The sequence below is a fragment of the Thermostichus sp. OS-CIW-26 genome, from assembly GCF_054058395.1.
On sequence record NZ_JBSSAG010000011.1, the window covers coordinates 1 to 12,441 of the forward strand.

The window sequence follows — 12,441 nt, forward strand, 5'->3', positions numbered from 1 at the left end:
TTGCCCACCACGTCGCGGCTGTTGCGATAACGCAGCCAGCCAAGTTTGGGCAGAAAGATGCGGCTGTTGGCCTGGTCCAGCTGGATTTGCTTGGGGTCGGGATAACGGAAACTGTCGGACCGGCCTTTTTTCTTGAACTTCGGGAAGCCGGCGCGTTGGGCGAAGAAGTGGCTGTAGGCTCGCTCCAAATCCTGGAGCGCCTGTTGCAGCGGATGCACCGGCGCATCCGCCAGCCACGCCGTATCTGCGCTGTGGCGCCACGCGGTGAGCAACTTGCACAGGCCCGCATAGCCTAGCTTTTTCTGGCCTTGCTCGTGACGCTCCTTCTGCAACGCCAGTGCTTTGTTGTAGACGAACCGGCAGGAGCCAGCAAAGCGGCGCATCTGCCGTTCCTGCTGGCTGTTGGGCAGCAATTCGTACTTGAAGGCTTGAAGTCGTTGCACCGCTCAATCGTATTCTTGACCTATGCGTGATGACAACGATATTCACATGGCCGACACTGCGTTTTTAAAGGGCGTCGGCTACGGTCGGCGCTATCCTTCCCTGCCCTGAAGGACGGGGCTTGCCGCGCCTTTTGGTCAGCCACTGATAGGCTACTTGCCTGAATAAAGCTGGGATCGGCAGCGCAGCCTCAATGCTAGCCTAGTAAGGCTGTGTTTTTGTGCGAAGCCATGCCTGTTCCTAAGAAGAAAACTTCTAAAGCCCGCAGTCGCAGGCGCTACGCCGTCTGGCTGGGCAAAGCTAAGCTCCAGGCCCAGCGAGCCATGACCATTGGGCGCGCCATTCTCAGCGGTCGCAACACCGGTTTCTACTATCCCAAAGCTAAGTCTGAAGAGGATGAGGAAGAATAGAGGCTTGCTGCAGGGATCCCGGTGTCTGCGCGAGTGATTACACTGGACTAGAGCTGTGCTCCCCTGAAAGCGGTTTTGCTGCCCCTGTAGTCTTGCTCCTCCATAGGTTGCATGCGCTCCTTGACTTCCCTCACCTACTACCAACGGCTGGGTCTGTCTCCAGGGGCATCTCCTGAGGCCATCCGGCGGGCCTACCGGCAATTGAGCAAGCGCTACCATCCCGATACTTCTCCCCTGGCTCCGGAAGTGGCCATTCGCTGCTTCCAAGAGTTGCAGGAGGCCTACCTTGTCCTTAGCAACCCGGCGAAACGAGCCATCTACGATGCCAGCTTACGGGCGGTGACCGCCAACACGGGATCTCTGGGCATGCCGGGATCCCTTGGTGCCGATTCTCTAGAGCTGCGTATGGAAACCCGCCCACTTTCGGCTGGCGAGCTGTGTGCCCTGCTGCTGATGGGATCCACCCTAGTCGTGTGTTTGCTACTGGCAGGTGTCCTCGCTTGGCTGCGAGAGAGTGGGGCAAGCTGATTCTGCGAGCATTTCCTGCCCTCTTCGGTAGGACATTGGGATCGAGTTTTCGGATTCTGGATCAGGAGTGCTTGAATGAACATAGCCCGTTGACTCTAGGGTTTGATTGCTTTTCTTGAATCTCGCCATGCCTTTGCCTCCTGCAACCACGCCCCTGTACAATCACCCGCTCCACACCATCGAACGCTGGCTGGAGGATCAGGGCTGCACCCGCGATCCGCAGGATGTGGAGCAGTGGTTTTGCGAACGGCCTGGCTGGAAAGCCATTTTGCGCCTGGAAGAAACCAGCATTTGGGTGCGATACACCTACCCAGACGGCAACACGAAAACTTTATCTTTTCCCTATTCCCTCAGCCGGCAAGACGTAGAACAGGCCATTTTTGAGAGTTAGCCGAGCCATGCGCGTTCTCCAGTTGCCCGCCCTGCGCGATAACTATATCTATCTGCTCTACGATTCCGACACCGCGACAGCAGCCGTGGTGGATCCGGCAGTGGCTGAGCCCGTGTTGGAAAAGCTGGCCGAGCTGGGGGCGGAGTTGGTGGCCATTTTCAACACCCACCACCACCACGACCACGTGGGGGGCAACCGACAGCTTTTGGAGCGCTATCCCCGTGCCAGAGTCTATGGCAGCCAGGTGGATCGGGGGCGGATCCCTGGCCAGACGGTGGAGCTCAAGGCAGGGGAAACAGTGGAGTTTGCGGGTCGGCTAGCAAAGGTGCTGTTTGTGCCCGGCCATACCCGCGGCCATATTGCCTACTACTTTTCCGAGAGTGGGGATCTCTTCTGTGGCGATACCCTGTTTGCCGGGGGATGCGGGCGGCTGTTTGAAGGCACGCCGGAGCAGATGGTGGGATCCCTGGATCAACTGCGCCAGTTGCCGGAAGCCACACGGGTGTGGTGTGCCCACGAATACACCCTCAACAACCTCAGGTTTGCCCTGACGGTGGATGGGGGAAATCCCGACCTGCAGGCCCGTTATCAGCAGGTGGCTGCCCTCCGCCAGACGGGATCCCCGACTGTCCCCAGCACCATTGGCGAGGAACGCCGCACCAATCCCTTCTTGCGTTGGGATCAGCCGGCTTTGCAGGCAGCCACCGGAGCTCAGGATCCGGTGCGGGTTTTTGCCCGGCTGCGAGGTATGAAGGATCAGTTCTAGCGCTGTTTGTAAAGTTTGCTTTCTCCTGGGAGAGCGAGGGCATACTGTCGGTGGGACTGCCTAGCTATTCCCCAAAATCCTATGTCTTGTCCTGAGTGTCCGGCTCTGCCTACCTTTTGGCAGGAGGCAGGGCGTCTGTTTCTCTGGCTGCCCACCCCTCACACCCAGCGCAAGGTGGTGCGGCTTCTGGAGGCTAAGGAGGGGATCCCAGCCCCCCTTTCGGTTCAACTTTTGGAAAACCTTGGCCTGGCGGTTTCCATTGCCCAGGGGGCCCTCAAGAAAACCCTAGAAGGAATGGCCGAGGTTCTTTCGCAGCAGGAGATGCGGGCCAGCCGCGCTCTGTTTTTGGCCGGAGATAGGGATCCCTGTTGGCAGGATTGCGCCCGGGTGGAGTTGTTGCAGGAGTTGTTCCACCGCACTCAGGCCGAGCTGTTGCTGGAAGTGTTGGCAGAAAGCCGGCTCACCACCTACTTTCAGCCCATTGTCCAGGCGCGGGATCCCGCTTTTGTGGTGGGCCATGAGGCGCTGGTGCGAGGACTGGACAAGGAAGGGCGGTTGATCAACGCGGGTTTGCTCTTTGCTATGGCTCGGGAAGCCCATTTGCTCTACCAGCTGGACTTGGCCGCCCGCCGCACGGCCATTGCCGCGGCCATGCAGCACCACTTGCAGGGGGATCTCTTTATCAACTTCAGCCCCACTGCCATCTACGACCCGGCTTTTTGCCTGCGCCATACTGTCTGGGCTATTAGCCGCGCCGGGATCCCGCCCCAGCGGGTGGTGTTTGAGGTCAATGAGTCTGACCGCAGCCCCGATTTGAACCATTTGCAGCGGATTTTGCACTTCTATCAGCAGGCAGGCTTTCGGGTGGCTTTGGATGATTTGGGGGCTGGCTATGGATCCCTGAACCTGCTGCACCAGCTGCGGCCAGACATGATCAAGTTGGATGGAGAGCTCATTCGCGGGGTGGACCGGGATCCCTACAAGGCGGTGATTGCCCAAAAGCTGCTGGAGCTGGCCCAAGACCTGGGGATCACCACGCTAGCGGAAGGGATCGAGACTGCGGGGGAGCTACAGTGGGTTTGCGAACACGGCGTGGATCTGGTGCAGGGCTTTTTCATTGCCCAGCCCCAGCCTGTCCCGCTACAGCCAGCAGGATAGCCGCTCCCACAGCTTGAGCAGCCACTGAGAAGGCTACCAGACCTGGAAGGGAGAAATCATAAAGCACCCCCATCAGGGCGCTGCCCAAAAACCAGGCCAGGCCGTAGACGCTGGTAAACAGGCCGAAGGCAAAGCCCCTCGTCTGGGGGGTCACCATGCTGGCTACTGCCGCCTTCATGACCGATTCCTGAGCGCCCAAGCCAATGCCCCAGAGCACCATGCCCAGCACCGTCAGAGCATAGGTGCCGGAAAAGGCTAGAGGCGCAAATCCAGCCGATACCGCCACCGCTCCCAGCAAGCTCCACAGCCCCACGCGGTCAAACAGCCAGCCACAGCCCAGGGCTGCTAGGGCATCCACCCCCATGGCCAGGGCATACAGCAAAGGGATCCCTGCCCCATCGCTCCCTGACTGTTGTTGCAGATGCAGGGCAATGAGGGGAAAATCCGCAAACCCCATAGCCACACAGGCTGCTGCCAAAAGATACAGCCAGAAAACTTTGGGCAAGCCTTTTGCTGGAGTCATCTCCGGCTCCGGCTCAAAGTCGCGCGGACTGGGATACAGCCATTGCGCTAGCCCCAAAGCCGCCAGCCCCACCGCTGCCGGGATCCCCAAGGCCAAAAACGCGCCCCGGAAGCCATATCCCGCTCCTAGCATGGCTGCCACCAGCAGCGGCCCTGCCACTGCCCCAATTTGATCTAGGGTCTCATGCAGGCCAAACCCCAAGCCCCGTCCCACCTGCAGGGCTGCATGAGAAAGCAACACGTCCCGCGGCGGGGTGCGGATCCCTTTGCCAGTTCGTTCCGTCAACAACAGCAAGGCCGCCAAAGGCCAACTGCCCACCCAAGCCAGAGCGGGGATCACCAGTGTATTGATGCCATAACCCAGGGTGGTGAGCTGCCAGTAGCGCCCAGTGCGATCGCTCAAAACCCCAATCCCCAGACGCAATCCATAGGCCAACAATTCACCCCCGCCCGCCACCAAGCCCACCACCGTGCCGCTGGCCCCCAGGGATCCCAAAAAAGCTCCAGAAATGCTGCGTGCCCCTTCGTAGGTGGCATCGGCGCAGAGGCTGACGATCCCCAGCAAAACAATAAAGCGCAGGGCAGAAGGGGAATCGGGCATAACCAGCTCCTTGGCAATGGGGAATCTATTTTCAGATCTGGACTATTGTTGTTGATGAGGAACATGATGGAATACTTGTACCCTATGGCAAGTAACTAGACCGTCATGCATCAGAGTTTTTACTTCCGGTAGAAAGGCTTTGATTTTTTCCGGCGTGTCGATGAAAGTTACCAAAATGGGCAGATCTGTGGAAAGCTCTAGAAGGTTACTGCTGCGAATATGACTGTTTCGACCAAAGCCAGCAATAGCTCGCACCACAGTACCACCAGCTAGCCCACGCTGACGACCTAGCTCCAGCAGAGCCAGGTAGAGAGGCTTCCCTTGCCAACGGTCTGACTCGCCGATGTAAATATCCAATTTATAAACTTCTGGTTCATCATCTAGCATACTTGTATCCCTTTTGTCTTTGGGCTGTTGCGATTGTCATGGTTACAGATTTTTCCGCTTCACATAAAGTCTACAGTGAAGTGGGATCCTTGTCAGGCAAGAGATTGGCTGGCATTGGCTGTAGTGAGTAACGCTGGAAAAACTGTATATTGCTTTGGTGAAGAGTGCTCCTTAAGATAAGAAACTCCAGGGGGTTGACTAGTGGGGATCCCGGTGCTTTTAAGAAAAAAGTTATTGCCCAAAATGACCAGTTGCTGCACCTGGCTTTTGGATGGATAGATTGCTGATTGATAGGGGTTACGTTAAACGTTATCGCCACAATCGTGCCAACAGGATCCCAATCTCCATAGCCAAGGCTCCAAATAGGCAAGAACCGAGCCAATAGACAAGCCCAGCAGCAAAGCGATGTTGCTGCCAGAGGCTAAAGGTATCCAGTTCATAGGTAGAAAAGGTGGTGTAGGAACCCAGGAATCCCACCCCGAACAGCAGGCGAATTTCCGGTGAGATCTCAGGGCGTTCCATAGCCACGGTCATGAACCAACCCATGACCACACAACCCGATAAGTTGATGATCAGGGTTCCGTAGGGAAAGCTAGGGCCAAATCGCTCCGCAAACCAGAGGGATAGATAGTAGCGACTCAGGGATCCGCCAATAGCCCCCAACGCAACCGCAAAGGGAACTCTCAAACTGGGAGAGACCAAGCCATGGTTTAGGTAAGCCCACACCGATTGCAAGCGCATCTATTCTCCTTGAACTGTGTTCCCAGAACTTCCTACGGAAAAGGTGGGATCCTTAGCTTTTTCTGCCCTCAGAGATAGGGATCCTGCTTCTCTTGAAGTCCTCTTCCTCTACCAAAATTACCGGAATCGGGCTGGTTTCCAACACCGCTTGGGAAGTGGATCCCACCAAAACCTGCTCCCAGCCGCGGTGGCCCCGCTTGCCCATGACGATGTCGGTAACCTGCCGCTCCTGAGCTAGGGTTACGATGGTCTCTGCCAAGGGCCCCGAGGCCAAGCAAAACTGGTGGCGAATGTCCGCCAAAAGACGCTGGGTGAGTTGCCGCAACAGTTCTACCCCTTTCCCCTGCGGCTCATCGGTAACATGCAACACAATCACTTCCCCATCCACCCGCCGCGCCAAATCGGCCACCTTGCGCAGCACGGCTTCGGCCAAAGGGGAGGTGTCCACCGCTGCCAAAAAGCTCACCTTGCCCTGGCTGCCTACCTTGGTGGGATCCACCTCTCCTTTTTCCAAAAGCCGGGGAGCACACACCTGGGTCAGCCAAGCACCCAGGGGGGCCGTGACCAAAATCGACAGAGCCGCCAAAGCCAAAATGATCTCCCCACCGGGGATCCCTTGGGCCAAAGGGATCCCACCAATAGCCGCCTGCACCGTCGCCTTGGCCATGTTGCCCGGTAGCAAAAACAGCCGCTCCCGCCCGTTCCAATTGCTTCCCAGAGTGGAAAGCCACCAACCCAGGCCCCGCCCCAGCAGCAGACTCAAGGTCAAGAGCAGCAAGCCCGGCCAAAACACGGATCCCAGCACCCCCAGATCCAGCGACGCTCCCAGTAGCACAAACAACACGATCTCCGCCACCGTCCAGAGGGCATCGAACCCACCCCGCAGCCGCCGCGCCAAAGGGGCATCCAGCTCAATTAGAAAGAACCCCATGGCCATCACCGCCAGATAGCCGGAAAAATAGGGCCACACCTGCGGCGCCAGCACCAAGCCCAAGGCCATGCAGGCAGCCAGCAGCACTTCCTGCACGCTGTTGCGAGTCCAGTTTTGTTGGGTTAGCAGCGACACCAGAACCCGCGCCCCCAGGTAGCCTATGGCTATGCCCAGCAGGATCTCCATCCCCACTTGGAACGGCAGCCACTGCAGCGGCGATAGCTCCAGCCCCAGCAGGCGAACGCTCTCTGCAGAGCCCTGGCCCAAAAAGCTGAGCAACAGGCTAAACCCTAAGAGCAGCAGCACATCGGAAAGGGCGCTGCCGGTCAAGATAGCATCCGGGATCCCTTTGGTTACTCCCCAGCCCAAACTCTTGAGGCGCAACATCCCCGGCACGATCACGGCTGGCGACTCCGCCCCAATCACGCAGCCCAACAGCAAACCGGTAGGCCAGTCCAACCCCAGGATCCAGGTGCTCAACAGGGCCACCGCCACCGCCTCGCAGGCTGCCGGCAAAAAACCCAGCCGCAACGCCACGGATCCCTGCTGGGCCAGCTTCTCCCGATCCAGCCCCAGGCCCGCCTTCATCAAAATGATCATCACCGCCACCACCCGCAGATCCCCCACCGCTGCCAGCACCTCCGGGGATAGGACATCTCCCAGCAAGATCCCCACGAGGATCATCCCCAGCAGGGGGGGCATCCCCAGCCGACCCACGATTTGGCCGACAAAAAAGCCCATCACCAAGATCCACAGCCAACTGCCCAGCATCACCAGATCCTCATCTCCTTGTCGTCAGGGTGTTGAAGGGCAGCCCAGGGAGAAAAAGCCATCCGCGTCAGGAGCGGGAGCACCATCGCGTCCGCAGGGTGGGGCCTCAAACAAAGCCAAAGACCCCTACCCCCTGGACTTGCCCAGAAGTGTAGGAGTCATCAGCCTCAGCTTTTGAGGTTAGAACCCTCTTCCTCTATAGAAAAATTCCAAGTGAGGCGGTTGCGGCGAACTCCATCGCCGGTTGCCGGAGCACTACTCGAAAGCTGACCGGCAACTTACTTGGCGCCTAAGATATCACGCTTTGTCTTCCACTGCAATTAAGCGATAGGGGTGATCGGGACACCCAATAGAGCGATAGAAATCGCTGCACACATTGTGGGTGAGGCGGTCACTCATACCCCGGGTTACCTGCTGCACCACTTGATGGGCCACCCGATAAACCAACTTGCGGGGCAGAACCTGCAAAAACCTGGGCAAAGCCAGCCCAATCTCCAGATGAAGAGACCAGTGAACACGAGTTGTGGGCAGGTCTTTCAGGGATCCCTGTAGCTCCTCCAGCCGGAAATCGGCTTGGCAGCTGACCCGGTAAGGCATTCCCTCATCGCCGGGCAACTCAATCGAGGTCAGGCGAAACCGGTAATCTTCATCCGGCCAGATCCTCACCCCAAAACTGGGCTCCAGCTCAAACCCAAGGCCGCCCATGCGAAAAAACTGCAGCCGGTAGGTCTCGGCGGACAAAGCTTCCACCTGCAACGGCCTAAAGCACCGCTGGATCCACTGGGCGTGGCCTCTTAGGTAACGGGCCAAGGTCTCCCGATCCGTCTCCAGATCCACTTGTCCACACCGCGTGGCTCGCAAATCCAGGTGGGCTTTGTCCAGAGAGGGATCCAGAAGATCAGGGGCGCCGCCTTCGGAGGACACGGCCCTTTCACTTGGCGGAACGGCGGGCTTGGAGCTGGCGATAGACATCCTTAATATCCACCTGATAATGAGCAAGAGCCACGAGGCAGTGGTACCAGAGATCGGCCACCTCACGGGCCAAAGCCACGCGGTCTTGATCCTTAGCCGCCATCACCACCTCAGCCGTCTCCTCGCCAAGTTTCTTCAAAATGGCATTTTCCCCCTTGGCTAGCAAGCTGCTGGTGTAGGAATCGGGACGGGGATCCGCCTGGCGGGCCTTGACCACGGCAAACACCTGAGACAGAGTATCTGCTGCCGGGATGGGATCCCTTTGATCCCCTGGCAGTGGGCGGAAGAAGCAACTGCGCGCCCCCGTGTGGCAAGCTGCATCTCCCACCTGCTCCACCAAGATCACCAGCGCGTCGCCGTCGCAGTCGTAGCGGATTTGCTTGACCCACTGCACATGGCCAGAAGTTTCCCCCTTGGGCCACAACGCCTGCCGCGAGCGGCTCCAGAACCAGGTGCGGCCTGTTTCCAGGGTTTTTTGCAGCGATTCCCGGTTCATCCAGGCCATCATCAGCACTGTTCCGTCCAGGTAGTCCTGCACGATGGCCGGGATCAGGCCCTGCTCATTGTAGGTGAGGCTGCCTAACCAAGCCATCTCCTCCGGTGAAAGGGCTCTGGGGGACTGCCAAGAGAGGCCCGAGATCACAGCAGCAGCCATAAGGGTTTGGCAGAAAATCAATCGAGATTATTAGCAGGATAGCAGAGCAAGCTCTCCCAGGGGTACCTCCAAGAGCGCCCTCCAGGCCAAAGCCAGTTTCGAGAAGCCATTGAGAAGTCCTGCTGCCCAGGCCAGCAAAGCTTAACTTGGTTTTAACCTCAGTATCAGGCCAATCTGCTAAGTTTGTTACCGGTTTTCCCGCCGTGAGGTAGCTTATGCGCATCCAAGTCGAGAACCTTTGGGTTGCCTTCAAAAACAAGGTTGCCCTAAGGGAGGTTTACCTTGACCTATTTGGCGATGGAGCGCAGGTTGTGGCCTTGATCGGACCTTCGGGAGCAGGAAAGTCGACCTTTCTTAGGCTTTTGAAAGGGATGGTCAAGCTCAGCGGCGGAAAAGTTTGGGTTGATTCTCTTCCTCTCCATGAAGGCCAAAGGGATGCCCTGCAACAGCTGCGCAGGCGCACGGCCATGGTCTACCAGACCTTTCAACTCATCGGGCGCCTGACGGTTCTGGAAAACGTTCTTGTTGGGCGTCTGCCTCACATGAGTCCCATTCGGGGTCTTTTCAAGCACTTTTCTGTTCAGGATTTGGCCAAGGCGGAAAAGCTGCTGGAAGAGGTAGGGTTGCTAGAGCATGCCTGGCAAAGGGCCGACGCTCTCTCAGGGGGGCAGCAGCAGCGAGTGGGTATTGCTCGCGCCTTGATCCAGGAGCCGGCCCTGATTCTGGCCGACGAGCCCATTTCGGCTTTGGATCCTAAAAATGCAAAGGTAATTATGGAGCTGCTGCTGGGAGCGGTGCGCCGCCAGGGGATTCCGTTGCTGGTTACCCTGCACCACCTAGAAATGGTGCGCCATTACGCCGATCGAGTCGTTGCTTTCAAGGAGGGCCAGGTTTTCTTCAATGGGCCGCTTTCCGATTTTACCTCTGAAAAGGAAAAGGAGCTCTACTTTGGGGAGAAGGAAACCCACGAGGCAAGCGAATGGTTTTCCTCAACCTTGATGGTCTAACAAGATCCACCTTCAACCGCAAGTTAACTGCAAAGGAGAAAACCTTATGCGGAGAAGAAAAATTCTGTTCCTTGCTGCCTTCCTCATGGGAATTTCCAGCTGGGTTCCAGGGCTGGCTCAGAAGCAAAACTGGCCCAAGGAGCTGGTGATTGCTGAAGTACCGGTGGAGAGTGCTGCCGATTACGAAGCTCGCTATGCTCCCTTTTTGGATTATCTCAAACAAAAACTGGGGATCCCCGTCCGCCTGTTTGTGGCCGGTGACTACACGGCGGTGATGGTCTCCCAGGCACAAGGCCAAACTCACGTAGCTTTCTACGGCCCTGGCTCCTACGTAGATGCCATTGAAAAGGCCAACGCTCCCATTGAAGCGTTCGTGAAAGAGGACTCGCTGCGCTCGGGTACCGTTTATCACTCCTTGATACTTTCCAAGAAAGGCAGTGGCATCAAAACTCTAGAAGACGCCAAGGGCAAAGATTTTGCTTTCGTCGACCCAGAGAGCACCTCTGGCTTCAAGGTGCCCATGGCCCACTTCTGTCTTGAGGCCAAAATCAAGCCCAAGGAGTATTTCAAGCGGGTGGTTTTTGCTGGCAACCACGAGTCGGTCATCTTGGGGATAGCTCAGGGAACCATTCCCGTTGGTGTAACCTGGGATACCGGGATCAGCCTTGCCACCAACAAGGGGCAGATCAAAGGCATAGAGGACTTTGAGGTCATCTGGAGATCGGATCCCATTCCTTCCTCTCCCTGGGCCTACCGTAAAGATCTGCCAGAGGATCTCAAGGAGGCCTTGCGCACGGTCTATCTGGAGTACGAAAACACGCCGGAGGGTCAGAAATGGCTGGAGGCTCGTGGGCTGAAGGGCTTTGAGCCGGCTAGCGACGCAGATTACGATCCCTTCCGCAAGGTCAACGATGCTCTTAAGAAACCTGAGTGCCAACTCTAGGAGACTTCCCCCCCTGCCAGCAGAGCTTAAGCGCAGGGAGCTGAGCACGGTTGTGCTGTATGGGGGGGTTTTTCTCGCTCTCTTGCTGACGGCGGAGCCTGCCGAGATCTCGCCAGGAAAGTTGTTAGCTGGCTTGGGGAGGAGTGCGGCCTTCTTGGCTCGCTTCTTTCCTCCCAGCTTTTACTTCTTGCCCAACTTCCTTTACTCCCTGTTGCAAACCCTGATGATGGCCCTCTGGGGCACCTTCCTGGCCACTTTTCTCACGGTTCCCTTGGCCTTCCTGGGATCCAGAAATGTCATGCGTTCCCCTGCGGTTTACCTGCTTGTGCGCGGGCTCATGGATGTCCTCAGGGGGCTCAATGAACTGGTCTTGGCATTGGTTTTTGTGGCCGCAATTGGCCTAGGACCCTTGCCAGGGATCCTAGCTTTGACCCTGCACACGGCGGGTGTGGCAGGCAAGCTCCTCTCAGAGGCCATCGAGACAGTAGATATGAAGCAGGTGGAGGCGGTAGAGGCTACAGGTTCCCACCCTTTCCTGGTTATCGCCTATGGCTTCTGGCCGCAAGTGGCTCCTGCCTTTTACTCCAGCACTCTCTACCTTTTTGAGGCTAACGTGCGCTCGGCAACGGTCTTGGGCTTGGTGGGGGCAGGGGGCATTGGGTTTGATTTGATGCAGACCATACGAGCCTTTCGCTTTCAAGATGCGGCCACGGTTGTTCTGCTGATTCTGCTGGCTGTATTTACAATTGACAAAGTTTCGGCGCGGATCCGCCAGACCCTGATTTAGGAGGCTGGGATGCAGCCCCTAGAGATGCTAGAGCTGTTGCAGGAGGCCCCCGAGAAGGAGGTGCTGGCTTTGGCGCGGGAGGTCAGGCCTGCTCTGGGATCCAGCCAAAAGCTCAGGGAAGGGGCAGGGCTGCTGGCGCTCCCCTTTGAGGACTCCCGCACGGGGACGCCCTTCTACGTGGGAGAAGTGCTGGTCTACGAGGTCTGGCTGCGCTTTCCAAAAAAGGGAGTAGAAGGATACGGGATGGTGCTGGGGGAAAAGCCGCGTCTGGCGCGCGCCCTGGCCTACCTAGACGCCGCTCTGCAGGCGGGAATTGCTGTGGAGAAGATCCAGGCTTTGGCGCTAGCGGCCCAGAAGGATCTTCAAGAAGAAGACGAGCGCCTCTGGCGCAAGGTAGCTGCAACTCGCCTGGAGGTGGAGACTCTGTGAG

16 protein-coding genes and 1 riboswitch are annotated in these 12,441 nt (G+C 57.7%); of the genes, 9 read left to right on the forward strand and 7 right to left on the reverse strand.

All coding sequences use genetic code 11. From position 1 onward, the window contains the following. On the reverse strand, window positions 1-443 hold a 443-nt coding region (locus tag ACVW0C_RS06445), incomplete at its 3' end, for an RNA-guided endonuclease InsQ/TnpB family protein (RefSeq protein WP_457384680.1). A 228-nt stretch (window positions 444-671) separates the two neighbouring features. Here ACVW0C_RS06445 and ACVW0C_RS06450 point away from each other — a divergent pair. The 5 genes from ACVW0C_RS06450 (at window position 672) to ACVW0C_RS06470 (ending at window position 3,694) form a co-directional block, all read left to right on the forward strand. Next, entirely contained in the window at window positions 672-851 is a 180-nt protein-coding gene (locus ACVW0C_RS06450) for a 50S ribosomal protein L32 (RefSeq protein ID WP_011431820.1), read from the forward strand. Window positions 852-962: 111 nt separating this feature from the next. Next, the gene (locus ACVW0C_RS06455; protein ID WP_414351179.1) at window positions 963-1,379 is read left to right on the forward strand and encodes a J domain-containing protein; all 417 of its coding nucleotides are present in this window, start codon (window positions 963-965) and stop codon (window positions 1,377-1,379) included. A gap of 127 nt (window positions 1,380-1,506) precedes the next feature. Next, entirely contained in the window at window positions 1,507-1,770 is a 264-nt protein-coding gene (locus ACVW0C_RS06460) for a DUF3143 domain-containing protein (protein WP_011431822.1), read from the forward strand. A 7-nt stretch (window positions 1,771-1,777) separates the two neighbouring features. Then, window positions 1,778-2,536: a hydroxyacylglutathione hydrolase gene (gloB, locus tag ACVW0C_RS06465; protein WP_457384681.1), complete on the forward strand. Its 759-nt coding sequence runs from the start codon at window positions 1,778-1,780 to the stop codon at window positions 2,534-2,536. A gap of 81 nt (window positions 2,537-2,617) precedes the next feature. Further along, complete coding sequence (locus ACVW0C_RS06470; RefSeq protein ID WP_414398746.1) at window positions 2,618-3,694, forward strand: EAL domain-containing protein; 1,077 nt, start codon at window positions 2,618-2,620, stop codon at window positions 3,692-3,694. Here the strand turns inward: ACVW0C_RS06470 and ACVW0C_RS06475 are convergent. From ACVW0C_RS06475 to hisIE, 6 genes are all read right to left on the reverse strand, one after another. Continuing rightward, window positions 3,651-4,817: an MFS transporter gene (locus tag ACVW0C_RS06475; RefSeq protein WP_457384682.1), complete on the reverse strand. Its 1,167-nt coding sequence runs from the start codon at window positions 4,815-4,817 to the stop codon at window positions 3,651-3,653. The genes ACVW0C_RS06470 and ACVW0C_RS06475 overlap by 44 nt on opposite strands. Window positions 4,818-4,859: 42 nt before the next feature. Continuing rightward, on the reverse strand, window positions 4,860-5,204 hold the full coding sequence (locus ACVW0C_RS06480; protein WP_011431825.1) for a DUF190 domain-containing protein: 345 nt from the start codon (window positions 5,202-5,204) through the stop codon (window positions 4,860-4,862). Between the two features lie 309 nt (window positions 5,205-5,513). After that, window positions 5,514-5,945 carry a fluoride efflux transporter CrcB gene (gene crcB, locus ACVW0C_RS06485; RefSeq protein WP_457384683.1) on the reverse strand — a complete coding sequence of 144 codons (432 nt, stop codon included), beginning with the start codon at window positions 5,943-5,945 and terminating at the stop codon, window positions 5,514-5,516. A 52-nt stretch (window positions 5,946-5,997) separates the two neighbouring features. Then, a complete protein-coding gene (locus ACVW0C_RS06490) occupies window positions 5,998-7,647 on the reverse strand; it encodes a cation:proton antiporter domain-containing protein (RefSeq protein WP_457384684.1) in 1,650 nt (549 codons plus the stop codon). 145 nt (window positions 7,648-7,792) lie between these two features. Next, a riboswitch (Fluoride riboswitch) is annotated at window positions 7,793-7,898 on the reverse strand. Between the two features lie 46 nt (window positions 7,899-7,944). Next, window positions 7,945-8,619, reverse strand: coding sequence for a DUF1997 domain-containing protein (locus ACVW0C_RS06495; protein WP_457384685.1), 675 nt, complete (start codon window positions 8,617-8,619; stop codon window positions 7,945-7,947). Then, window positions 8,579-9,211, reverse strand: a complete 633-nt coding sequence (gene hisIE, locus ACVW0C_RS06500; protein WP_457384686.1) for a bifunctional phosphoribosyl-AMP cyclohydrolase/phosphoribosyl-ATP diphosphatase HisIE — start codon at window positions 9,209-9,211, stop codon at window positions 8,579-8,581. The genes ACVW0C_RS06495 and hisIE overlap by 41 nt, the downstream gene beginning before the upstream one ends. A 278-nt stretch (window positions 9,212-9,489) precedes the next feature. Here hisIE and ACVW0C_RS06505 point away from each other — a divergent pair, with 278 nt between their 5' ends. The 4 genes from ACVW0C_RS06505 to phnG are packed head-to-tail and all read left to right on the forward strand — an operon-like array spanning window position 9,490 to window position 12,440. Further along, the gene (locus ACVW0C_RS06505; protein ID WP_011431831.1) at window positions 9,490-10,281 is read left to right on the forward strand and encodes a phosphonate ABC transporter ATP-binding protein; all 792 of its coding nucleotides are present in this window, start codon (window positions 9,490-9,492) and stop codon (window positions 10,279-10,281) included. 46 nt (window positions 10,282-10,327) lie between these two features. Beyond that, window positions 10,328-11,224 carry a phosphonate ABC transporter substrate-binding protein gene (gene phnD, locus ACVW0C_RS06510; protein WP_457384687.1) on the forward strand — a complete coding sequence of 299 codons (897 nt, stop codon included), beginning with the start codon at window positions 10,328-10,330 and terminating at the stop codon, window positions 11,222-11,224. Then, entirely contained in the window at window positions 11,193-12,011 is an 819-nt protein-coding gene (gene phnE, locus ACVW0C_RS06515) for a phosphonate ABC transporter, permease protein PhnE (protein WP_414388972.1), read from the forward strand. The genes phnD and phnE overlap by 32 nt, the downstream gene beginning before the upstream one ends. A gap of 9 nt (window positions 12,012-12,020) precedes the next feature. Then, window positions 12,021-12,440, forward strand: coding sequence for a phosphonate C-P lyase system protein PhnG (phnG, locus tag ACVW0C_RS06520; RefSeq protein ID WP_011431834.1), 420 nt, complete (start codon window positions 12,021-12,023; stop codon window positions 12,438-12,440). Window position 12,441 lies beyond the last annotated feature (1 nt).